Source organism: Pseudomonas sp. BMS12, from assembly GCF_001592875.1.
Taxonomy (GTDB): Bacteria; Pseudomonadota; Gammaproteobacteria; order Pseudomonadales; family Pseudomonadaceae; genus Aquipseudomonas.
This window is the reverse complement of record NZ_LSOF01000016.1, coordinates 74,209-96,405: the sequence shown is the minus strand read 5'-3', so window position 1 is coordinate 96,405 and position 22,197 is coordinate 74,209. Positions and strand designations below refer to the sequence as shown.

21 protein-coding genes are annotated in these 22,197 nt (G+C 64.7%); 6 read left to right on the top strand and 15 right to left on the bottom strand.

The window, feature by feature from the left end; translation table 11 throughout:
- Window positions 1-70: 70 nt before the first annotated feature.
- Entirely contained in the window at window positions 71-880 is an 810-nt protein-coding gene (locus AYB31_RS16145; RefSeq protein WP_068829729.1) for a polyphosphate kinase 2 family protein, read from the bottom strand.
- A 4-nt stretch (window positions 881-884) separates the two neighbouring features.
- Window positions 885-1,892, bottom strand: coding sequence for a nucleoid-associated protein YejK (gene yejK / locus AYB31_RS16140; protein ID WP_068829728.1), 1,008 nt, complete (start codon window positions 1,890-1,892; stop codon window positions 885-887).
- A gap of 286 nt (window positions 1,893-2,178) precedes the next feature.
- On the opposite strand from yejK, the gene AYB31_RS16135 reads away from it, so the two are divergent.
- Window positions 2,179-3,798 carry a M28 family metallopeptidase gene (locus tag AYB31_RS16135; protein ID WP_068829727.1) on the top strand — a complete coding sequence of 540 codons (1,620 nt, stop codon included), beginning with the start codon at window positions 2,179-2,181 and terminating at the stop codon, window positions 3,796-3,798.
- Between the two features lie 48 nt (window positions 3,799-3,846).
- On the opposite strand, the gene AYB31_RS16130 is transcribed toward AYB31_RS16135, so the two are convergent.
- Window positions 3,847-5,172 carry a TAXI family TRAP transporter solute-binding subunit gene (locus AYB31_RS16130; protein WP_068829726.1) on the bottom strand — a complete coding sequence of 442 codons (1,326 nt, stop codon included), beginning with the start codon at window positions 5,170-5,172 and terminating at the stop codon, window positions 3,847-3,849.
- A gap of 167 nt (window positions 5,173-5,339) precedes the next feature.
- Here AYB31_RS16130 and AYB31_RS21530 point away from each other — a divergent pair, with 167 nt between their 5' ends.
- The gene (locus AYB31_RS21530; RefSeq protein WP_153020733.1) at window positions 5,340-6,185 is read left to right on the top strand and encodes a lipopolysaccharide kinase InaA family protein; all 846 of its coding nucleotides are present in this window, start codon (window positions 5,340-5,342) and stop codon (window positions 6,183-6,185) included.
- Window positions 6,186-6,191: 6 nt separating this feature from the next.
- Here AYB31_RS21530 and yjeH read toward each other — a convergent pair whose 3' ends face one another.
- A complete protein-coding gene (gene yjeH / locus AYB31_RS16120) occupies window positions 6,192-7,463 on the bottom strand; it encodes an L-methionine/branched-chain amino acid transporter (RefSeq protein ID WP_068829724.1) in 1,272 nt (423 codons plus the stop codon).
- Between the two features lie 116 nt (window positions 7,464-7,579).
- Here yjeH and AYB31_RS16115 point away from each other — a divergent pair, with 116 nt between their 5' ends.
- On the top strand, window positions 7,580-7,999 hold the full coding sequence (locus AYB31_RS16115) for an Lrp/AsnC family transcriptional regulator (protein ID WP_068829801.1): 420 nt from the start codon (window positions 7,580-7,582) through the stop codon (window positions 7,997-7,999).
- Window positions 8,000-8,053: 54 nt separating this feature from the next.
- Here the strand turns inward: AYB31_RS16115 and AYB31_RS16110 are convergent, their stop codons facing one another.
- The 5 genes from AYB31_RS16110 to AYB31_RS16090 all read right to left on the bottom strand — a co-directional run bounded on the left by AYB31_RS16110 (window position 8,054) and on the right by AYB31_RS16090 (window position 11,842).
- On the bottom strand, window positions 8,054-8,920 hold the full coding sequence (locus tag AYB31_RS16110; protein WP_068829723.1) for a phosphotransferase: 867 nt from the start codon (window positions 8,918-8,920) through the stop codon (window positions 8,054-8,056).
- 66 nt (window positions 8,921-8,986) lie between these two features.
- The gene (locus AYB31_RS16105; RefSeq protein WP_068829722.1) at window positions 8,987-9,607 is read right to left on the bottom strand and encodes an IMPACT family protein; all 621 of its coding nucleotides are present in this window, start codon (window positions 9,605-9,607) and stop codon (window positions 8,987-8,989) included.
- Between the two features lie 3 nt (window positions 9,608-9,610).
- Window positions 9,611-10,594 carry a 23S rRNA (adenine(1618)-N(6))-methyltransferase RlmF gene (rlmF, locus tag AYB31_RS16100; RefSeq protein ID WP_236715569.1) on the bottom strand — a complete coding sequence of 328 codons (984 nt, stop codon included), beginning with the start codon at window positions 10,592-10,594 and terminating at the stop codon, window positions 9,611-9,613.
- Between the two features lie 43 nt (window positions 10,595-10,637).
- A complete protein-coding gene (locus AYB31_RS16095) occupies window positions 10,638-10,859 on the bottom strand; it encodes a TIGR02450 family Trp-rich protein (protein WP_068829720.1) in 222 nt (73 codons plus the stop codon).
- Entirely contained in the window at window positions 10,856-11,842 is a 987-nt protein-coding gene (locus tag AYB31_RS16090; protein ID WP_068829719.1) for an NAD(P)/FAD-dependent oxidoreductase, read from the bottom strand. The genes AYB31_RS16095 and AYB31_RS16090 overlap by 4 nt, the downstream gene beginning before the upstream one ends.
- Window positions 11,843-12,040: 198 nt before the next feature.
- On the opposite strand from AYB31_RS16090, the gene AYB31_RS16085 reads away from it, so the two are divergent.
- The 3 genes from AYB31_RS16085 (at window position 12,041) to AYB31_RS16075 (ending at window position 14,909) form a co-directional block, all read left to right on the top strand.
- On the top strand, window positions 12,041-12,946 hold the full coding sequence (locus AYB31_RS16085; protein ID WP_068829718.1) for a TIGR01777 family oxidoreductase: 906 nt from the start codon (window positions 12,041-12,043) through the stop codon (window positions 12,944-12,946).
- A complete protein-coding gene (hemH, locus tag AYB31_RS16080) occupies window positions 12,943-13,965 on the top strand; it encodes a ferrochelatase (protein ID WP_068829717.1) in 1,023 nt (340 codons plus the stop codon). Before AYB31_RS16085 ends, hemH begins: the two co-directional genes overlap by 4 nt.
- Before the next feature lie 92 nt (window positions 13,966-14,057).
- Window positions 14,058-14,909 (top strand): substrate-binding periplasmic protein, encoded by an 852-nt coding sequence (locus tag AYB31_RS16075; protein ID WP_068829716.1) that lies wholly within the window; start codon window positions 14,058-14,060, stop codon window positions 14,907-14,909.
- 54 nt (window positions 14,910-14,963) lie between these two features.
- Here the strand turns inward: AYB31_RS16075 and AYB31_RS16070 are convergent, their stop codons facing one another.
- From AYB31_RS16070 to AYB31_RS16045, 6 genes are all read right to left on the bottom strand, one after another.
- Window positions 14,964-16,148 (bottom strand): acetyl-CoA C-acyltransferase, encoded by a 1,185-nt coding sequence (locus AYB31_RS16070; RefSeq protein WP_068829715.1) that lies wholly within the window; start codon window positions 16,146-16,148, stop codon window positions 14,964-14,966.
- Window positions 16,149-16,176: 28 nt separating this feature from the next.
- On the bottom strand, window positions 16,177-16,611 hold the full coding sequence (locus AYB31_RS16065; RefSeq protein WP_068829714.1) for an acyl-CoA thioesterase: 435 nt from the start codon (window positions 16,609-16,611) through the stop codon (window positions 16,177-16,179).
- 266 nt (window positions 16,612-16,877) lie between these two features.
- Window positions 16,878-18,041 (bottom strand): iron-containing alcohol dehydrogenase, encoded by a 1,164-nt coding sequence (locus tag AYB31_RS16060; RefSeq protein WP_068829713.1) that lies wholly within the window; start codon window positions 18,039-18,041, stop codon window positions 16,878-16,880.
- An 18-nt stretch (window positions 18,042-18,059) separates the two neighbouring features.
- Window positions 18,060-19,052: an alpha/beta hydrolase family esterase gene (locus AYB31_RS16055; protein WP_068829712.1), complete on the bottom strand. Its 993-nt coding sequence runs from the start codon at window positions 19,050-19,052 to the stop codon at window positions 18,060-18,062.
- Between the two features lie 79 nt (window positions 19,053-19,131).
- On the bottom strand, window positions 19,132-20,922 hold the full coding sequence (locus AYB31_RS16050; RefSeq protein WP_068829711.1) for an acyl-CoA dehydrogenase C-terminal domain-containing protein: 1,791 nt from the start codon (window positions 20,920-20,922) through the stop codon (window positions 19,132-19,134).
- Window positions 20,919-22,151, bottom strand: a complete 1,233-nt coding sequence (locus AYB31_RS16045; RefSeq protein WP_068829710.1) for a 3-hydroxyacyl-CoA dehydrogenase — start codon at window positions 22,149-22,151, stop codon at window positions 20,919-20,921. The genes AYB31_RS16050 and AYB31_RS16045 overlap by 4 nt, the downstream gene beginning before the upstream one ends.
- Window positions 22,152-22,197 lie beyond the last annotated feature (46 nt).

Below are 22,197 nucleotides of genomic sequence, written 5' to 3'. Positions count from 1 at the left end.
CTCTGCCGGGTGTTGGTTCGCGCTCCTGCGTCGCTGCCAAGTGAGCGTCGTGCCGGCGCCGATCTTGCCTTTAGGAGAGGTCGTCGGCGGTAAAGGGCGCTGGTGTGTCCGGCCAATCCAGTTGCAGGCGTTCCAGCTCGCGGGCCAGCAGGCTGGCGATCAGCCAGTCGCGCAGCCAGCGGTGCTCGGCGGGAATGATGTACCAGGGCGCATGTGGAGTGTGCGTGGCAGCCAGCAGGGTGCTCCAGCGGGCCTGGCGCTGCTCGAACTCGCGGTGTGCCTGCAGGTCGCTGGCCTGCAGCTTCCAGCGTTTCTCCGGGCGTTGCAGGCGGTCCAGCAGACGCCGCTTTTGTTCCTCCGGGGAGATCTGCAGGTAGCACTTCAGCGGGTGAAGGCGTCGCTCGTTCCACTGCGCCTCGAAGGCGAGGAGATCCTGCAGACGGGCCGGCAGCTCATCCTCGCGACATAGGCCGTCCAGCGGGTCGCTGATCAGGCCTTCGTAGTGGCTGCGGTTGAATACGCCGAGCAGGCCGGCGGCCGGCAGGGCGCGGCGATAGCGCCAGAGGAAGTGGTGGCGCCGCGCACAGGCGTCGGGCGCGCGGAAGGCTCGCAGGGCGATGCCCTGTGGGTCGAAGGCGCTGACCACGCGGCGGATCACGCCGTCCTTGCCGGCGCAGTCCGGGCCCTGCAGGAGCAGGAGTAGCGAGTCGCGTTGGCAGGCCCAGAGCCTGCGCTGGTGTTCGTTGAGCCAGGGCCGCAGCTCGGCCATGGCCAGCAGCGCCTGGCTCTTGCTCAGGCCGAACGTGCACGCCGGGTCGCCTGCCAGCGGTGCCTGCGTCTGGCACAGGCAGGCGTCGAGGATGGCGTCGCCCAGGCGCATCGGCTCAGTCCTTGCGGCGCTTGAGCTGGTCCTTCAGCTGGGTGGGCAGCTGGCGAATGATCAGCATGTCGCGCGCCTCGTCGTACTCGATGGCCGAGCCCAGCAGGTGCGACTCGAAGCTGATCGACAGGCCCTCGGCGCGGCCGGTGAAGCGGCGGAACTGGTTGAGGGTGCGCTTGTCCGCCGGGAATTCCGGAGCCATGCCGTAATCCTTGTTGCGGATGTGTTCGTAGAAGGCGCGCGGGCGGTCTTCGTCGATCAGGCCGGACAGCTCGTCAAGGGTGATCGGCTCGCCGATCTTGGCCTGGCTGGTGGCGTAGTCGACCAACGTGTCGGTTTTGGCGCGGGCCTGTTCTTCCGGCAGGTCCTCGCTCTCGACGAAGTCGCTGAAGGCCTTGAGCAGGGTGCGTGTCTCGCTCGGCGCGTCGACGCCTTCCTGGCAGCCGATGAAGTCGCGGAAGTAGTCCGAGACCTTCTTGCCGTTCTTGCCCTTGATGAACGAGATGTACTGCTTGGACTGCTGGTTGTTCTGCCACTCGGAGATGTTGATGCGCGCCGCCAGGTGCAGCTGGCCCAGGTCGAGGTGCTTGGCCGGGGCCACGTCGAGGGCCTCGGTCACGGTGACGCCTTCACTGTGGTGCAGCAGGGCGATTGCCAGGTAATCGGTCATGCCCTGCTGGTAGTGGGCCAGCAGCACATGGCCGCCGGTGGCCAGGTTGGATTCTTCCATCAGCTTCTGCAGCTGCTCCACGGCCTGACGGCTGAAGGCGGTGAAGTCTTTCTCGCCGTCCAGATACTGCTTCAGCCAGCCACTGAACGGGTAGGCCCCGGACTCTTCGTGAAACAGGCCCCAGGCCTTGCCCTGTTTGGCGTTGTAGCTCTCGTTGAGGTCGGCGAGCAGGTTCTCCATGGCCTGGGAGGTGGTCAGCTCGGAGTCGCGGGCGTGCAGCACGGCGGGGCTGCCATCGGGCTTCTTGTCGATCAAGTGGACGATGCAGTGGCGGATCGGCATGGACGGGTGTCTCGCTGGTATTCGGGCGCAGGGCGCAAAGTCTACCCGAGTCCGCCGGTGGGCGCGTCCGCTGGCGTTCAATGCTGGCTTTTTGCTGGCAGTTTGCGGGCATCTTCGGTGATCCAGTGCAAGTTTTCGGCAAAAGGCAAACAACTGTCAGGCGCCTTCGGCGATCCCTGTCTAGCCTCCTTGTTCGTCCACACGACGCAGTAAAGGGACGTGTCGCGGCGGTGCCACAAGTGCCGCCGTTTCCATCGTTGCTCCAAATACGGATTGGAGAAATCCCATGCACAACAGGAACAAGAACAACCACCTGCTGGCCACCGCCATTGCTGGACTGCTTGGCGGCGCTGCGCTGCCGGGCATGGCAGCGCAGGGTCAGGGCGCCAGCCAGCTGTTCGACCACTTCTGGAGCCCGACGCGGCTCAGTCCGCTGGAGTGTCGCAGCGGGTTGTTGAACACCTCGCCGCTGCTGCTGCCGCGCTGCATGCAGGCGGAAAACAGCAACATTCACCTGCAGATGCTCAACAGCATCGCCCAGGCCCATGGTGGCAATCGCGCCGCCGGCCTGCCGGGTTATCAGGCCTCGCTGGACTACATCCAGAGCACCCTGGAGAACGCCGGTTACACGGTCAGCCGCCAGGCGTTCCCCTTCAGTGCCTTCTATCCTCAGGGCCCCGGTGTGCTGGAGAGCCTAGCGCCGACGCCGGCTGCCTATGAGTGGGAGGTGGATTTCACCTATCTATCGCAGACCGACGCCGGCGATGTCAGTGCACCGCTGGCGGCGGTGGATGTCGCTCTGGGTGCCGGTAACACCTCGACCAGCGGTTGCGAGGCCGACGATTTCGTCGGCTTCCCGGCGGGCGCCATTGCCCTGGTTCAGCGTGGTGCCTGCAACTTCCAGCTCAAGGCGGAGAATGCCGCAGCGGCGGGTGCCGCTGGCGTGGTCATCTTCAACCAGGGTGACACCGAGGACCGCAAGGGACTGCTGAGTGCCACCCTGGGCGATGGCTATAGCGGTGGCGTGCCGGTGTTGTTCGTCACTTACGACATCGGCGCCGCTCTGGCGCAGACTGCCGACACTCAGGTGCGCATGGTCGCCGACGTGGTGCGCGAGCGTACCGAAACCTTCAACCTGGTCGCCGAGTCGCGCCGGGGCGATCCGGATAACGTGGTGATGGCCGGGGCGCACCTGGACTCGGTGTACGAGGGCGCTGGCATCAACGACAACGGCTCGGGCAGTGCGGCGTTGCTGGAGCTGGCGATACAGATGCGCAAGGCCAAGCCGAAGAACAAACTGCGTTTTGCCTGGTGGGGTGCCGAGGAGTCCGGTCTGGTGGGTTCGACTTACTACGTCGAGCAGTTGCCGGCCGAGGAGAAGGCGAAGATCAAGGCTTACCTGAACTTCGACATGATCGCCTCGCCCAACTTCGCCTACTTCATCTATGACGGTGACGGCTCCGATTTCGGCCTTGCAGGCCCGCCCGGTTCGGCGGCGCTGGAGCGCCTGTTCGAGGAGTACTACAAGTTGCGCGGCCTGCCGTCCGAGGGTGACGAGATCACCTTCCGCTCGGACTATGCGCAGTTCTTCACCGATGGCATCGCCTTCGGCGGACTGTTCACCGGTGCCGAGGTGCTGAAGACCGAGGAGCAGGCCACGCGCTATGGCGGCACTGCCGGTATCGCGCTGGACCCCTGCTACCACTCGGCCTGTGACGACCTCAACAACATCGACCAGCGTGCCCTGGAGGTCAACGGCGATGCCATGGCCTTCGTCACCAGTTGGCTATCGCTGTCGACCAAGCTGGTGGACGACGAGATCGAGGCCAGTCAGGCCGCTCCAACTCTGAAACGCGCCGCCCAGGCGTACGACGTCACGCATTGGGGCAAGCACTGGATCAAGTGATCCGCACCCACTGAAGAGCCCCGCCAGGGATTCCCTGGCGGGGCTTTTTCATGCCGCCGCGGCGCGTCGGCGCTGCACCGAGTGCAGACGCTCGATCATGTAGCGCAGGTGCATGTGCAGCTCGTACAGCTCGTTGGAATAGGACAGCGGCACTTCCACCCGTGCCAGCTCGTCTTCGAGTTTCTCCAGGCGCTCGATCTCGGCGCCGATGTCGCTGTCCAGCTTGCCCTTGTAAAGCTGCTGGTCGATCTCGCGCAGGTGCTTGTACCAGCGATAGATGCGCGCGCGGATACGCCACTGGTAGATGGGGCCGATGGCCTTGAACAGCGGGAACAGCAGGATCACCAGGGGAATGGCGAGAATGATGTAGCGGTCGGCCAGCGAGGCGATACGGAAGGGCAGGTAGCGCTGCAGGATCGGCAGGCCCTTGGCGTAGTAGTACTCGGCCTCGTCGAGAATCGGTAGCGACAGCGGTGGCCTGGCCGGGTAGCTGCCGGCCGGGTCGAGCAGGCTGCCGTTCTTCAGCACGGTCTTGGCGGCTTCGAGGATCAGCGGCGTCAGGGATGGGTGAAAACCTTCGCCGGCGGCCAGGGTGGCCACTGGGCCGAGGGTAGCGATATCGCGGTCCGGCGTGTTGTGGGCCAGGTCGAGCATGCCTTCGCCCACCTGCAGACGGCTCAGGTACGGAAAGCGCGCCAGGTAGGCATCGATGCGGCGCAAACCGACGAGATGCACTTTGGGCTCGGCAGCCAGGCGCTGGATCAGCGCATTTTCCGCCGGACCGACGAAGAAGGCCGCATCCAGTTTACCGGTGATCAATCCTTCGGCAGCCGCAGTGCCGCCGAGCGCTTGCCACTGCTTGGGGTAACTGGACGGCCCGATGCCGTTGGCTCCCAGCAGCGCGGCGGTTACCGCCTGGGTGCCGCTGCCTTCCGAGCCGATGGCCAGGCGCAGCTTGAGCAGGTCGCCCAGACGCTCGAACTTCACCTTGTTGCCGAGAAACAGCCACAGCGGCTCGCGGTACATCACGCCGAGGCCGGTAATCTTCTCGCGTTGCGTGTCGCTCAGGCTCAGTTCCTGGCCACTTTGCACCAGGGCTAGCTCCACTTCACCGGCATCCAGCTTGGCCAGGTTGTCCTGCGAGCCACGACTCTGCACCAGTTCCAGCTCGAAGCCCTGCAGCGCCAGCTCTTCGCGCAGGCGTTCGGCGAATGAGTGGTAGCCGCCGCCGGCTGCGCCTGTGGCCATACGCGCATGCATGGGCGGCGGCGGGGCGACGAAATAGAACAGCGCACCGACCAGGCCGGCGATGACCGGCACCAGCCACAGGTTGGCGAGAATGAGGATTTTCAGGTCGCGGAGAATGCGGCGCATGGGCGGTCCTTGTCATGTCTGAACGACAGCATAGCTGGGGCAGCTTGCGCCGAGAGAGTGGCCGTATGTCGCAATAAAGATACAAATGTGAAATTTTCGTGAAAAAAATGTTGAGCCGGTAGTGGCGCATCGCTACCTTTGCCGCCGTCAAGCATTAAGGAGCGGTCATGCGCTATCTGGGCACATATAAAAGGATTTTTCCTCATCAGGCTTGTCTGCGGGACTTGACCTTACATGTGCAGGACGATGCCTCTGCAGATGTTTTACCCCCTATCGCTGAGCTGATAGGGCGTCACGGTCATGAGCCGTCACGTGGCGGTCTGACCCGTCGTGTTGGCGCTTTTCACTCTCGTTTCTTTGTCAAAACCGAGAAAATAGAAAGCTTTCCATCACGTTTGCGCGCGACCTTCGGATTACAGCGCTCCGGTGGCGGGCGTACCTGGCTGGTCGAAGAGCTGCGCAATAGTGTTGAAGCCTTTCGCCGTGGTGCCCCTGTTCCCAGCGTTGTGGGCTTTGGCTATCAGCGCCGTGGGCGGCGCCTCGTTCGAGAGTTTTTCCTGATCAGCGAAATGCTCGATAGCTATGTCAATGGTATGGACTGGATACGAGTACCAGGCACCGATATCGAATCGTTCTTGCTGAATTGCTTTGCGTTATTCAAAGACTTGCATGATCGAGAGGTTTTCCACCTCGACCTGTGGTTGGCGAACATCATGCTCAACCCGGCTCAGCCCGAGCAGTTGCGTGCTGTCGATCTGGAAAATTGCCATATTGGTGGGGCCCCGTATCTTGCCGAAATGCTTGGCTTCCAGTTCGGATTCTTTTATTTCCGTTTTGTCCGGGATTTTATTAGCGAAGTTCGTTATGACGAGCTGGTAAACACGGCACTTCAGGCATACACGGGCATTGATAGAGAGCGCTTTGCTCGTGTCTATGAGGTGCTCAAGCATCAGCCAATTAGCCGCAAGAAACGTCGGCAGCTGATTCTGCAGGGTGTGCTGGAGACTAAGTAGTGGCGTTTATGCGCGTTGCGGCGAGCTGCGCCGCATATGTTGCTCACGCCAATAGCCCAAACCTGCCAGCAGGGCGAGCAGCCCCAGGGCATACAGCGCATCAATGCCCAACGCCACTAGCACCAGCAGACAGAGCAGGCTGCTGAAACCGGCAAGCCAGCGCCACACGCCGCGCAGCAGCACCACGCCTGCAGCCATGCTGAGCAGGTAGACCAGGATGAAGTTGCCGTTGGCATAGCGAATTAGGTCATCCACCGAGAGTTGCAGCAACAGCGCCAGGCCGGCGCACAGGGCGCAGATGAGGATCACCAGCAGCAATGCCGGGCCCGGCACGCCGTGGCGGTTACGTCTGGCCAGCGGCGCCGGCAGCTTGCCCTCGTCGGCCAGGCTCCAGATCAGGCGCGCAAAGCCCTGCACATAGACGTTCATCGAGGCGAAGCAGGCCAGATAGCCAATCAGCGCCACCAGCCAGCGCGCCTGGTCGCCAAGCAACAGGTGCATGAGGCGTGGTAGCGAGGCGGCGTCACTGTGTACATCGCCATACACGCCGAAGCTCAATACCGCTACCGAGAAGGCCCAGTACACCAGGCCCGCCAGCAGCACGCCGAGCAGCAGGGCCAGGGGAAAGTCGCGCTGCGGGTGCTTGAACTCCTCGCCCAGATGGGTGAAGGCCTCGATCCCGACGAAGCACCAGAACATAACCCCCAGGGCCGCCGGCACCAGTGCCCAGGCATCGGCGTCGATGGTCGGCAGCAGCGGCTGGCTGGCGTGGGGCAGATCGCCGACCCACCAGACCAGCGCCACGGTGCCGAGGATGGCCAGAGCTATCAGCCCCTGCACCAGGCCCGAGGCTTTGGCCGGGCGCTGACCGAGCAGGAGCATGGCACCGAGGGTGAGCACTTGGATCAGCAGCGCTTCGACCTTGCCGATGGGCAACACGGCTTGCCAGAACCCGGTGGCAATGTTCAGCGCCGCCGGCAGGCCGACCGGCAGCACGGCGAGAAACAGGAACGCGATCAGCCGCTCCATGCGCGCGCCGAAGGCGCGGCCGATCAGGTGCGGCGCGCCGCCGGCATGGGGGAAGTGCTTGCCCAGCTGGGCGAAGGTGAAGGCCACCGGCAGCACCAGCACGATGAGGATCAGCCAGGCCCAGAGCGAGGCGCTGCCAGCGGCGGTGGCGGCCAGTGCCGGCACCACGAAGATGCCGGTGCCCAGCAGTGAAGTGCTCAGCAGGGCGACGCCTTGTAGCAGGCCCAGTTCCTTGTTCAGGCGGCTCATGAGGTATGCTCGTTCCTTCCGTTAGATTCCGCCATGTTATGCCTGCCCCGCTCGGCAGGTTGCCGCCGATTGCCGGCGATATGACGGAATCCGCCGTCAAACTGCCGAGAGCCAACGTGGACAAGTTCGATCGCCAGATCCTCGCCCTGCTGCGCGCCGATGCGCGTACCCCTGTCAGCCAGATAGCCCGCGAGGTCAGCCTGTCGCGTTCGGCAGTGGCCGAGCGTATTCGCCAGCTGGAAGTGGCCGGTGTGATCCAGGGCTACCACGCCAGCGTGGCCGATCCGGAGCAGGCCAGCATCAAGGCGTTTCTCGAACTCTTCTACAAGGACAGCCGCTGCGAGATCTATGCCGAGCGCATGCGCGCTTTTCCGGAGGTTCGCCAGTGTTGCGGCATCAGCGGCGAGACCGACATGCTGGTGCAGGTGGAAACCACCAGCATGGCGCGCCTGGCAGAAATTCGTGGCGAGATCGAGCGTTTTCCCGGCATGCAGCGGGTGAAGACGCACATGGTGGTCAAGGAATGGGCCATGTAGTACTCGCGGGCTTTTGCAAAGCTCTCTGCGTCGCCAGCGTTTTTCAAAAAGCGGCTAGTGCTGCAATTCTTGAATAAACCTGCTTTGGGCCTGTTCGCTGGTCAGGATCGAGTAGCGAGTTCGCCGTGAAACCTTGTGGTCGCGAAAGCGCAGATAGACCGGTGAAAATATGCTCAGGTCCAGTTCCGCATGGGCGCGCTGCAGGTAGGCACTGCTGATCTCATGGTAGTGCTCCTTGTCGATAAAACGCTGGAACCAGTAGCGATAGAAGTAGCCATGCAGGAAGCCGAGTGTGAAATCTGGGTTGAATACCCGGTGAGCGCAGCATTCGAAGTCGATCAGGCGCAATTGCCCACTTGGGGCGATTAGGATGTTTTTCGGATGAGGGTCCATGTGACAGAAGCCCTGTTCGAGCATTTGGCTGAACAGGGTGAATATCTGCTCCAGTAACACCCCGGCTTGCTCGGGTGCCTGCTGCAGTCGCTCATCAACGTCGCAGTGCCCGGCAAAGAACTTCACCAGTAGGTACTCATCCTGCAGCAGGCAGCCGAACTGTGTGCGGTAACCATAGGCGCCGACGTGCGGCCGGAAGTCGCTGGCAGTAACGCTGCGCAGGTTGATCATTTCGTTCGTCAGGTCATAAAGCCCGTAGCTTTTCTTCAGGCCAAAGAAGTTGGCCAGTTGTTTTTTCCAGCTGGTCAGTCGATTGAATTTCAGCACCCATTGATGCTCGGCGCCCTGCAGCAGGTAGACGCTACGATTCTCCTCTGGCTTGTCGAGCAACTGATGCTCGTGCGGTGCAGCGAAAAAACGCTCCAGTAATGTCTGGATTTCCAGTTGGTGCTGAGGGTCAACGAGGAAGCGGTTGGCGTTCAGTGACAGCGGCGTGAAGCCAGCTGTGAAGGGAGCAAGATGGCGCATGAGTTGTCCGTGCTAGGGGCAGTTTGGGGTTGATGCTGCCGGTTTTCGCGAGAAAATTAGTGGCGATTAGGTGTGGCGATCCGTGGCGATGTGCTCCGTTTCGCTGATTGGCTCAAGGCTGATTCGGCCGCGTCCAAGGTCGCTTAACTGGCATTTTGCCAGGTCGAGCTTTGCAGTCGGTACGGCTAATTCAAGCCAGGCGCCGTTGGCGTCGAAAGTCTTCTGTTCCAGCAGTGCCTGCCAGGTGCTCAGGTAGGATTGAATGCGGGCCAGTTCGGTGAAGGGAACATGGCAGCGAACTCGAATATGTTCTACCAACTCCATCGCTGAGCCGCCTTGCAGGCACCTGGCCGCGCTACCGCCATAGGCGCGGGCCAGCCCGCCGGTACCGAGCTGGATGCCGCCGTACCAGCGGATGACCAGCACCACCACCTGGTCGCAGTCCTGGCCCTCGATGGCGGCGAGAATGGGTCGGCCGGCGGTGCCGCCGGGTTCGCCGTCATCGCTGAAGCGGTACTGGTTGCCGCATTTGAACGCCCAGCAGTTATGCGAGGCGCTGCGGTCACTGTGGCGCTCGATAAAGTCCAGCGCCTCGCCGGTGCTGGCGACCGGTGCGGCGAGGGCGAGGAAGCGGCTCTTGCGGATTTCCTCGCGATATTCGCAAGGGGCTTGCAGGGTAAAAGGCATGGCTCAGCTCGGCTTGCGGCCGTGCAGCCATGCGCTGCGTTGTGCTGGGCCGTGGAAGCTCCAGGCAACGAAGCGACTCTGTTTGTTGCCCTGGGCCATGTCGACGCAGCGCACCTCCGCAGCACCGGCCTTCTTTAGCAGCTTCTCGGCATGGGCGACGTTGCTGGCCTTGGACACCAGGCTGCTGAACCACAGCACCTGGTCGGAGACCTGCGCGCTTTCAGCGATCATGCGCTTGAGGAAGCTGGCCTCGCCGCCGGTGCACCACAGCTCGGCGCTTTGTCCGCCGAAGTTGAGTTCCGGCAGCTTGCGCTGCGGGTCGAGCTTGCCGAGGTTCTTCCACTTGCGCCGGCTGCCGCTGGCGGCCTCCTCGGCGCTGGCATGGAAGGGCGGGTTGCACAGGGTCAGCTCGAAGCGCTCGTCCGCCTGCAGCAGACCCTTGAAGATCTGCCCGCGCTGCTTTTGCTGGCGTAGTTCGATGACACCGCCGAGGCCGTTGCCCTGGACGATCGCCGCGGCCGAGGCTAGGGCGGGTTGCTCGATGTCCGAGCCAAGGAAGTACCAGCCATAGTCGGCCTGGCCGAGCAGCGGGTAGATGCAGCTGGCGCCGGTGCCGATATCCAGCGCGCGGATCGCGCTGCCGCGCGGGATTTCGCCGGCATTGTCCGTGGCCAGCAAGTCGGCCAGGCCGTGCACGTAGTCGGCGCGACCGGGAATCGGTGGGCACAGGTAGCCGGCGGGGATGTCCCAGTGCTGGATACCGTAGAGCTGGCGCAGCAGGGCGCGATTGAACACCCGCACCGCTGCCGGATCGGCGAAGTCGATGCTTTGTTTGCCGTAGGGGTTGAGGATGACGAAGCGCCCCAGTTCCGGACTGGCCTCGATCAGCTTGGCGAAGTCGTACTGCCCCTGATGGCGATTGCGTTGATGCAGCTGGCCCTTGGGCGCGGCCTTGGGTGAGCGAGTTGGTGGGGTGTTGTGAGGCATGGCGGGTGGTTCGCTGGGCGGGGCGGGCATTGTCCCACAGCCGTCACTTCCAGCCCATCAACCAGCGTTCGCCGTCCTGCAGGGCATGCCAGTCGAGGCGTTCACTGCGCTGGGAGAGCACGGCCTGCAGTTCGACCTGCAGCACCGTACCTTCCTCGTCGCAATGCAGTTCGGTGACCAGGAAATGCTTCTCGCGATTGTGCGGCTGGCGCGCTGTCCATTTCGACAGCAGCAGCTTGCGGGGGTTGAGTCGATACGGACTCACTGGCGATGCTCCAGCAAACGGCGCGCGGCCTCCTGGCCGCTCAGCCAGGCGCCTTCGACGCGCCCCGACAGGCACCAGTCGCCGCAGGCATATAGGCCCAGGTCGGCATCGGCCAGGGCTCCCCACTCGTGGGCACTGGCCGGGCGGGCATAGAGCCAGCGATGGGCCAGGCTGAAACTTGGAGCGGGCAGGGCGCAGCCGATTACTTCGGCGAAGGCGCCGTGCAGGCGTTCGATCACGTCTTCCTTGGGCAGGTCCAGATGCTGTCGGCTCCAGCTGCTGGATGCGTGCAGCACCCAGGTGTCGTATCGAGCATCGCGACCGGGTTTGCTGCGGTTGCGCGCCAGCCAGTCGAGGGCACTGCCCTGGACGAAGCTGGCTTCTACCGGCGTCTCCAGTGCCGGTTCGAACGCCAGGGCGACGGCCCAGGTAGGGTCCATGATCACGCTGGCGGCGGCGCTGGCCAGTTTCGGGGCGGCGCTGAGCAGGCCTGTTGCCTGGGGCGCCGGCGTGGCCACGATCACGCTGCTGAAGGGCCCATGGCTCTGGCCTTCGGCATCCTGCAATTGCCAGTTCTGTTCGCCGCGGAAGACCTCGGTGATGCGGCAGCTGAAATGCACCGGCAGGGCGCCGAGCAGGGCGCGGCTGATGGCACTCATGCGTGGCGTGCCGACCCAGCGCAGTTGTTCGTCCGGTGACGGTTGCAGGCCGTTCTGGTTGAGTTGATAGAGCTGCGGGTCCCACTCGGCGACCCAGCCACGCGCCTGCCATTGCTGCACGACATCGACGAAGCGTCGGTCGCGGGCGGTGAAGTACTGGGCGCCAAGGTCCAGCGAGCCGGCATCGCTGCGCTTGCTGGCCATGCGTCCGCCACTGCCGCGGCTCTTGTCGAACAACTGGACGTCCATGCCGGCTGCATGCAGGGACTGGGCGGCGGAGAGCCCCGCCAAACCGGTGCCGATGATGGCGATGGGTGCTGTCATGGTCTACCTCGTTTCCTTTACAACAGGCTACGTTCTAGACGTTAATTGTACAAACACTATTGTTTGTACAATTATTCGAGGCTGCTATTTCGTCCCCGTTGCAATTGCGACGTTGTCGGTGCCGGGTCAAGGCACGTGTCTGCGCCATAATTCAGACTAGGGCGAGAGAGGTGGTTAGCGCCATGCGAGGAGGATGCCATGCACATATTGCTGACCGGCGGTAGCGGTCTGATCGGCCGCGCACTCTGCCGTTGCTGGCTGGCCCAGGGACACCGCCTGACCGTATGGAGTCGCACGCCGGAGAGGGTGAGCCAACTCTGTGGCGCTGCGGTACGCGGCATCGCGCGGCTGGAGGATTACGGCGACGCACCCCTGGACGCGGTGATCAACCTGGCTGGCGCGCCGATTGCCGATCGACCCTGGACGCACAAGCGCAAGGCCCTGCTCTGGGCCAGCAGAATCACCCTGACCGAACAGCTGCTGGCCTGGCTGGAGCAACGCCAGCAACGGCCGCAAGTGTTGATCTCGGGATCGGCGGTAGGCTGGTACGGCGATGCGGGCGAGCACGAGCTGCGTGAGAGCGATCCACCCGTGCGCGAGGATTTCGCCGCCCAGCTGTGCGGGGCCTGGGAAGAGACTGCGCAGCGCGCCGAGACCCTCGGCATGCGCGTGGTGCTGTTGCGTACTGGTCTGGTGCTGGCGCCGGAGGGGGGCTTTCTCAAACGCCTGCTACTACCGTTTCGCCTGGGCCTGGGTGGGCCTGTCGGTAACGGCCGGCAATGGATGCCGTGGATTCACCTGGAAGATGAAATCGGTCTGATCGATTTTCTCTTGCAGCAGGTCGACGCCAGCGGTCCTTATAATGCCTGCGCGCCGCAGCCAGTGCGCAACAAGGCCTTCGCTCGGGCACTGGGGCGAGCCCTGCATCGCCCGGCGCTGTTGCCGCTGCCAGGCCTGCTGCTCAAGGCCGGCCTTGGCGAGCTTTCCGAACTCTTGCTCGGTGGGCAGAAGGCTCTGCCGCAACGCGCACTCGACGCCGGCTACCGTTTTCGCTTTACCGATATCGACTCGGCCCTGGCCGACCTGCTCAAGGATTCTGCATGACCGATCACGCCCTGCTGTTGCTCAACCTGGGTTCGCCCGCGTCCACCGACGTGGCTGACGTGCGTCGCTATCTCAACCAGTTCCTCATGGACCCTCATGTGGTCGATCTGCCCTGGCCGCTGCGCCGCCTGTTGGTGTCGCTGATCCTGATCAAGCGTCCGGCCCAGTCGGCGCATGCCTATGCCTCGATCTGGTGGGAAGACGGCTCGCCCCTGGTCGTGCTGAGCCGTCGCCTGCAGCAAGCAATGCGGCAACACTGGACGCATGGCCCGGTGGAGTTGGCCATGCGCTATGGCGAGCCGTCGATCGAGCAAGTGCTTGTAGGCCTGGCCGCCCAGGGTGTGAAGAAAGTCACCTTGGCTCCGCTCTATCCGCAGTTCGCTGACAGCACCACCACCACCGCGCTGCAGGAAGTGTGGCGGGTGGTGGCTGAACACAACCTGCCGCTGCAGTTCGCCGAGCTGGCGCCGTTCTACGACCAACCGGAATACCTAGACGCGCTGGTGGCCAGTGCCAAGCCGCATCTCGAACAGGGCTTCGATCATCTGCTGCTGAGCTTCCACGGTCTGCCGGAGCGGCATCTGCACAAACTCGACCCCAGCGGCCATTGCCTGAAAGGTGCCGACTGCTGCAAGACCGCTTCGCCACAAGTGCTCGCTACCTGTTACCGCGCCCAATGCATGCGCAGTGCCGAGCTGTTCGCCGAGCGCGCCGGGCTCAGGCCGGAGCAGTGGTCGGTGGCGTTCCAGTCGCGCCTGGGCCGGGCCAAGTGGATCGAGCCCTACACCGAGGCGCGTCTCGACGAACTGGCTAAGGCTGGGGTGAAAAAGCTGCTGGTGATGTGCCCGGCCTTCGTCGCCGACTGCATCGAAACCCTGGAAGAGATCGGTGATCGTGGGCGGGAGCAGTTCTGTGAAGCCGGTGGCAAGGAGCTGGTGCTGGTGCCCTGCCTGAACGACCACCCACAATGGGCGAGTGCGTTGAACCAGCTGTGCGAAAGAGCGCCACTATCGCTCTAGATTGGTAGTCGGGATCGGTCGACCTGCGGGAGCACTTTGGGGCGTAACTATAGTGTCCTATAGTGCTCGCGTTTTTCCGGCCAAGGACTCCGATGTCTTTCAAGTGGTGGTCTGTACTGTTGCCGCTCTACCTTTGCTCGCAGGCGTTCGCCTCGGCAGGCGAGCTACGGGTATGCCAGCAGGATCCGAGCAAGTACGCGTATCGCATCGAGTTGGCCAACCTGATCCTGGCGCGTACGGCCGAACGCTATGGCGAGCTTCGGATCGTTGCCCGTGACCATGCAGACCCTTCCCAGGATCGCTGTATGGCCTTGCTCGCTGACGGTCTGGTCGACCTGGCCTATGTCCCGCCCAGCGACGCCCGACTGCGTGACTTTGCCGTTATTCCTTTCGACATCCACAGCGGCATGCTCGGCTACCGCTTGCTGCTGATCAATCGCGCCGATGCCCAGCGCTTTGCTGCGGTAAACAGCCTCGACGACCTGCGTCGTTTCACCGGTGGTTTTGGCAGCCAGTGGAGCGACTTTCCCCTGTTTGCCAACAACAGCTTACCGGTGGTCGGAGTCGCTCAGGCGGACAACCTGCTGGCGATGCTCAACAGCCGGCGTTTCGACTATTACCACCGAGGTCTGCATGAGGCCTGGCAAGAGGTCGCCGCTCACCGCGATATCTACCCCCTGCTGATGGTCGAGCCGCACCTCGCGCTGGCCTATTCCCAGCCGGTGTACTTCACCTTCAATCGCACGAATACGCAGCTCAAGCAGCGTTTCGAGGAGGGCCTGGCGCAGATTCGCAGTGACGGCAGTTACCGTCAGCTATTCCTGCGCCACTTTGGTGAGCTGGTCCGGCAGAGTCGGCTGAGCGAGCGGCGGGTGATCCGCCTGCAGAGTGAAACGCCCGCGGGCCTGCCAGGCGCTGATAGCGACTTCTGGCTGCAGCCCTGAGCAGAACGAAAAATGGCGGCCTAGGCCGCCATTTTTGCTTGTTACACAGGCTTGTTACAGCACCTCGAACAGCCCGGCAGCGCCCATGCCTCCGCCGACGCACATGGTGATGACCACGTACTTCACGCCACGGCGCTTACCTTCCAGCAGGGCGTGGCCGACCATGCGCGCGCCGCTCATGCCGTAGGGATGGCCGATGGCGATGGCGCCGCCGTTGACGTTCAGCTTGGCCGGGTCGATGCCGAGCTTCTGCGCGCTGTACAGCACCTGGCAGGCGAAGGCTTCGTTGAGTTCCCACAGGCCGATGTCGTCGACGGTCAGGCCGTGCTGCTTGAGCAGCTTGGGTACGGCGAACACCGGGCCGATGCCCATTTCTTCCGGGGCCAGGCCGGCCACGGCCATGCCGCGGTACAGGCCTAGCGGCTGGATGCCGCGTTGGGCAGCCAGGGCGCCGCTCATCAGTACGCTGGCGCTGGCGCCGTCGGACAGCTGGCTGGCGTTGCCGGCGGTGATGCAGCCGCCTTCGATGACCGGCTTGAGGTTCTGCAGGTCGGCCAGCACGGTCTGCGGGCGGTTGCCCTCGTCCAGGCTGAGGGTGACTTCTTCATAGCTGACCGCGCCGGTTTCCTTGTCGACCAGCTTCTTGGTGGCGGTGACCGGGACGATCTCATTGGCGAACAGGCCAGCAGCCTGGGCGGCGGCGGTGCGCTGCTGCGACAGGAAGCCGTACTCGTCCTGGGCTTCGCGGCTGATGTTGTAGCGCTTGGCGACGATCTCGGCGGTCTGCAGCATCGGCATGTAGGCATGCTCGGCCATCTTCACCACGTTCGGGTCGAAGTCGGCGCCGGACCATTTCATGTGGGTGTTCTGCACCAGGCTGATCTGCTCCTGGCCGGCGCCGACGGTGACGGCCATGCCGTCGACCATGATCTGCTTGGCGGCGATGGAGATGGCCATCAGGCCCGAGGCGCACTGGCGGTCGATGGTCTGGCCGCTGACCGACAGCGGCAGGCCGGCGGCGATGGTGGACAGGCGCGCCAGGTTGATCGCGGCGGTGCCGCCCTGCATGGCGGTACCCATCACCACGTCTTCGATCTCGCCCGGCTCGATGCCGGCGCGCTCGACGGCGGCGCGCAGGGCGACGGCGGCCATGGACGGCGACTTGAGGTCGTTGAAGGCGCCGCGGAAGGCCTTGGCGATGGGCGTGCGGGCGGTGGATACGATGACGGCGTCTTGCATGGCGGATTCCTCGGTTTTTCTCGGTTTATCAGTCGCGCAACAGGCGGGCGAGCGCCGTGCGCAGGTTGTCGGGGATGCCGACCGGGCGGTTGCTCGCGCGATCGACGAAGACGTGGACGAAGCGCCCGGCGGCGCAGGCTTCCTCTTCGCCGGCCTTGAAGATGGCCAGCTCGTACTGCACCGAGCTGTTGCCCAGCTTGCCGACGCGCAGGCCGACTTCGATGCGCTCGGGGAAGGCGATGGAGGCGAAGTAGTCGCAGGAGGAACTGACCACGAAGCCGATGATTTCACCCTCGTGGATATCCAGGCCGCCGACCTCGATCAGGTAGGTGTTCACCGCGCTGTCGAAATAGCTGTAGTACACGACATTGTTGACGTGACCGTAGACGTCGTTGTCGTGCCAGCGCGTGGTGATCGGCTGGAAGTGGGCGTAGTCGCCGCGCAGATGCTGCGGTGGGGTCATGCTGGTTCCTCGTGCTTGCGCAACACCCTAAGGCCTGGGCGCGGCGCGGGATACTTTGATTCGTCGGCTGTATTGCGGGTTATTGACCACCCCTCTCCCTGTGGGAGAGGGGTAGGGGCGGCCCGCGTAGGGTGAGGGATTTACACGCTACTCCGAGTTGCCTGCGTCACCCTCACTCCAGCCCTCGGCTTTGGCATCCTGCGTCGCCCTACCTTCTGCATCAATGCAGTCGTCTCCCAGGGGGATAGGGAGCCAGTGCCAGTAACTCAATACGCTGCCTGGTAGATCGCCAGTGCGTCCGCCTCGCTCACCTCGCGCGGGTTATTCACCAGCAGGCGCTGCTGCAGCATGGCGTCGCTGGCCAGTTGGCCGAGCATGGCCTCCGGCACGTTGGCGTCGCGCAGGCGGCTGGGCAGGCCACAGCGTTCGTTCAGCGCCGCCAGCTCTTCGATGAACTGCGCGCACAGTTGCTCCGCATTGCCGGGGCGCAAGCGCTCACCGAGCAGCAGCGGTGCCAGTTCGGCGTACAGCGCGGTGGCGACCGGCGCGTTGAAGCGCAGCACATGCGGCAGCACCAGGGCGTTGGACAGGCCGTGAGGAATGTGGAAGTGCCCGCCCAGCGGATAGGCCAGCGCGTGCACCGCCGCCACTGGCGAGTTGGCGAAGGCCTGGCCGGCGAGCAGGGCGCCGAGCAGCATGGCCTGGCGTGCCTCGCGGTTCTGCCCGTTGTGTACTGCCTGGTCGAGGTTGGCGGCCAGCAGGCGCAGGGCCTCGCGGGCCAGCAGGTCGGACAGCGGGTTCTTCTTGATCTTGCTGGTGTAGGCCTCGATGGCATGGACCATGGCGTCGATGCCGGTGGCGGCGGTCACCGCCGGCGGCAGGCCGAGGGTCAGGTCGGCGTCGAGCAGGGCCAGGTCCGGCAGCAGCAGCGGCGAGACCACGCCCATCTTGGTGGTTTCGCCGGTGGTGATGATGGCGATCTGTGTCACTTCCGACCCGGTGCCGGCGGTGGTCGGCACCTGGATCAGCGGCAGGCGCTTGCCCCGGGCATTGCCCACGCCGTAGATGTCCTTGAGGCCCTGGGCGCAGTCGGGGTGGGCGAGCAGGGCGACCAGCTTGGCCACGTCCATCGAGCTGCCGCCGCCGAAGCCGACGACCAGCTCGGCCTTGAGCGCACGGGCGCGCTCCACGGCGTTGAGCACGATGGCCTCGGGCGGGTCGGCGATCACCTGATCGAACACCGCCACTTCCACGCCGGCACTGGCGAAGCCCGGCAGCACGCCGTCGAGCAGGCCGAAGCGGGTGATGCCGGGGTCGGTGACGATCAGCACGCGGTGTGCCTCGCGCTCGCGGCACAGCTCGGCCAGGCGTGCGGCAGAGCCGGACTCGCAGAGGATCTGGGCGGTGGTGGCGAAACTGAAGGGCTGCATGATGGTTCCTCCGGTGAGTCAGGGCTGGGCCGGCGCGGGGCGCTGGCGGGCGAAGAAGTCCCAGATGGCCTGGGGGCCGTCGAAGCCGCTCAGGGTCGGGCCGAGCAGGCGTGGGGCGCGGAAACCGACTTGCGGCAGCAGGTGGCCGCCGCCGATCAGGCTGTACAGGGCCACCTCGGCGCGTTCGGCGCTTTGCCATTGGTCGAGCGTAGCGCGTTGTGCGGGGTCGTCCGGGTTCTGCCAGGCGACGCTGCTGCGCACGGCGTCCTGGGCATAGCCGGCGTGCCTGGCGAAATAGCTGGCCGACTCGTACGCCGAGCGCACGCTGCCGCGGTTACCCAGGCCGAACAGGGTGACCACGCCGCCGTTGTAGGGGTTGATCGGGTCGCGGGTGCCGTTCATCAGCAGCACCGGCACGCTACCGGCCACCGGCTGGCAGTCGAGGTTGTCGTCGGTCGGCAGGTTGGCGGCGAAGGCGGCCACGCCGGCCAGCAGCTGCGGCTGTTCCAGGGCGATGCGCAGGCCCAGGTGGCCGCCGTTGGAGTAGCCGGTGAGGAAGGCGCGCCGTGGATCGGCGCCGTTCTGGCTGGCGAAGTGCTGGATCAGCGCGGCGATCAGGCCGATGTCGTCGATGTTCTGCGCACGCGCCGGGTAGTCTGCCGTGCGCCGGCAGTCGTTCCAGTTGCGCTCGAAGCCCTGCGGGTAGACGACGATGAAACCGTGCTGATCGGCCAGGCGCTCGAACTCATAGGCACTGTAGCGGCGAATGTCGTCGATGGTCTGCAGCGAGCCGTGCAGGACGAACAGCAGCGGCGCCTTGGCCGGCAACTGGGCGGGGATGTAGTAGGCGTAGTCGCGTTGCCGCTCGCCGAGGGTGATCTGGCCCTGCTGCAGCGCGGCGCTCAGGCTCGGTTGCGTGGGGGCGGGGGTATAGAGGAAATAGCCGTACAGCCCGGCGAGGGCCACGGCGATCAGTAACAGCAGGCTCAGCACGATTTTTATTATTTTCATCGGTGCCTCTCGGGACGCGGTTTTTCGGTGTGCGCTCGCGGCCAGCCCTGCAATCGCCAGGGCTGGCCGCGAGATCCGCTTACAGCGCGAAGCTGTCTTCCGGCATGGCCATCAGGCAGCCCGCGCCGCCCAGCAGGGCTTCACGGTGGGCGCTGGCACGCGGCAGCACGCGGCGCAGGTAGAACGCCGCGCTGTGCAGCTTGGCCTGGTAGAACTCGGCCTCGCTGCTACCGCCGTCCAGCGCAGCCTGCGCTGTAGTGGCGGCCTGCAGCCAGAAACCGGCCAGCAGGACATAGGACGAGTACTGCAGGAAGTCCACCGACACGGCGCCGATTTCCTCGGCATCCTGCTGGCTCATGGCGATCACCTGGCCGGCCAGTTCGCGCCACTGGCGCAGGCGGGCGATGACCACACCAGCCATCTCGGCCAGGGCCGGCTGCGCGGCGGCCTGGGTGGCCTGGGCCAGCAGCTCCTCGATCAGCCCCTGCAGCTCGCTGCCGCCGTCGCCCAGCAACTTGCGGCGGATCAGGTCCAGCGCCTGGATGCCGTTGGTGCCCTCATAGAGCTGGGTGATGCGGCTGTCGCGCATCAGCTGTTCCATGCCCCATTCGCGGATGAAGCCGTGGCCGCCGTAGACCTGCACGGCGTGGCTGGCGACTTCCTGGCTCATGTCGGTGAAGAACGCCTTGACGATCGGGATCAGCAGCGCGGCGCGCTTGGCCGCGGCCTTGCGCTCGGCAGCATCCTCGGCGCCGTGCTCCAGGTCGAGCTGGCGCGCGGTGTAGGCGGCGAGCATGCGGCAGCCTTCGACCAGGGTCTTCTGGGTCAGCAACATGCGGCGTACATCCGGGTGGACGATGATCGGATCGGCGGCTTTCTCCGGCGCCACGGCGCCTTTCAGACCGCGCGACTGCAGGCGTTCGCGGGCATAGCTCAGCGCGCCCTGGAAGGCCGCCTCGCCGATGCCCAGGCCCTGCAGGCCAACCTGGAAACGTGCGTCGTTCATCATGGTGAACATGCAGGCCAGGCCCTGGTTGGCTTCGCCGACCAGCCAGCCGGTGGCGCCATCGAAGTTCATCACGCAGGTGGAGGCGCCCTTGATGCCCATCTTGTGCTCGATGGCTCCGCAGGACAGCGCGTTGGCGGCGCCCGGTGTGCCGTCGGCATTGGCGATGAACTTGGGGACCAGCAGCAGGCTGATGCCCTTCACGCCGGCCGGGGCGTCCGGCAGGCGGGCCAGCACCAGATGGACGATGTTCTCCGACAGGTCCTGCTCGCCGCCGCTGATGAAGATCTTGTTGCCGGTGACCTTGTAGCTGCCATCGGCCTGGGGTTCGGCCTTGGTGCGCAGCAGCGCCAGGTCGGTACCGGCCTGCGGTTCGGTCAGGCACATGGTGCCGGTCCACTGGCCGCTGACCATCTTGCCTAGGTAGTCGCGCTTGAGCTCTTCGCTACCGTGCTTGTGCAGGGCCAGCACGGCGCCTTCGGTGAGGCCGGAATAGATGCGGAACGACAGCGAGGCGCCCATCAGCATCTCGTGAAAGGCGAAGGACACCAGCTGCGGGAAACCCTGGCCGCCAAACTCGACCGGCCCGGTCATGCTCGCCCAGCCGTTGTCCACGTATTGCTGGTAGGCGCTGCGGAAGCCCTTGGGCGTGGTCACGCGACCCTCTTCCAGGCGGCAGCCTTCCTCGTCGCTGTTGCGGTTGAGCGGGGCGATCTCGTTGCCGGTAAAGGCGGCGGCTTCTTCCAGCACGCCGTCGATCAGCTCGCGATCCAGGCCGTTGCCCAGACGCTCGCAGTGGCCGGCGACATCGAACAGTTCATGGAGGACGAAGCGCATGTCGCGCAGGGGGGCTTGGTAGCTCATGCTTTACCTTCCTGTACGTCGCTGAATTGCTTGCCGTCGGCCACCAGTCGGTCGATCAGCTTGGCCGGCTGCCAGCGCTCGCCGAGCTGCTCGCGCAGGTGCAGCAGGCGTTCGCGGATGTGCGCCACGCCCTGGGCGTCGGCCCAGGCCATCGGGCCGTCGGCGGGGAAGCCGTAGCCGTTGAGGTAGACCAGGTCGATGTCGCGGCTGTTGGCGGCGATGTTCTCTTCGAGGATCTTCGCGCCCTCGTTGACCAGGGCCAGCAGGCAGCGTTCGAGGATTTCCTCTGCGCCGACGGTGCGTCGTTGGTAGCCCAGGCGCTCGGACTCGCGCTGCACCAGGTCGTCGACCACGGGGTCGTGCTCGGCCTGGCGGCTGCCCGGCGCGTACAGGTAGTAACCCTGGCCGGATTTCTGGCCGAAGCGGCCCATCTCGCACAGGCGGTTGTCGACCTGCACCTGATCGACGTCCTGGCCCTTGCCGGCCAGCTCGCGGGCGCGCCATTCCAGGTCGATGCCGACCACGTCGTACATGCGGAACGGGCCCATGGCGAAGCCGAAGCCCTGCAGCACGCTGTCGATCTGGTGCGGGAAGGCGCCTTCCAGCAGCATGCTGCGCGCCTCGAAGACATAGGTGTGCAGCATGCGGTTGCCGATGAAGCCGTCGCAGTTGCCGGCGACCACACTGATCTTGCCGATGCGTTGGCCCAGAGCGACGGCGGCGTCGAGCACGGCGGGGGAGGTATGGGCGCCGCGCACGATTTCCAGCAGCTTCATGATGTGCGCCGGGCTGAAGAAGTGCAGGCCGAGCACGTCCTGCGGACGCTCGGTAACGGCAGCAATGGCGTCGATGTCCAGCGCCGAGGTGTTGCTGGCGAGGATGGCGCCCTGCTTCACGGTGCGATCCAGGGTGCGGAAGATTTCCTGCTTGAGTTCCAGGTTCTCGTAGACCGCTTCGATCACCAGGTCGACTTCGGCGAGGTCGGCGTAGCTGCTTACCGCCTGGATGCGCGAGCGACGCAGGCTGGCTTCGCCCGGCGTGATGCGGGCCTTGGCGACGTTCTGGGCCCAGGTGTCTTCCGCCATCTGCAGGCCGGCGGCAACCATGTCCGGGTTGTTATCCAGCCACAGCACCGGAATGCCGGCGTTGGCCAGACTGATGACGATACCGCGGCCCATGGTGCCGGCACCGATCACGGCGGCCTGCTGAATGTTGTAGTTGTTACTCATAGCCTTACCTCGGTCACGAAAAACGGAACTGACGCACCTTATGCAA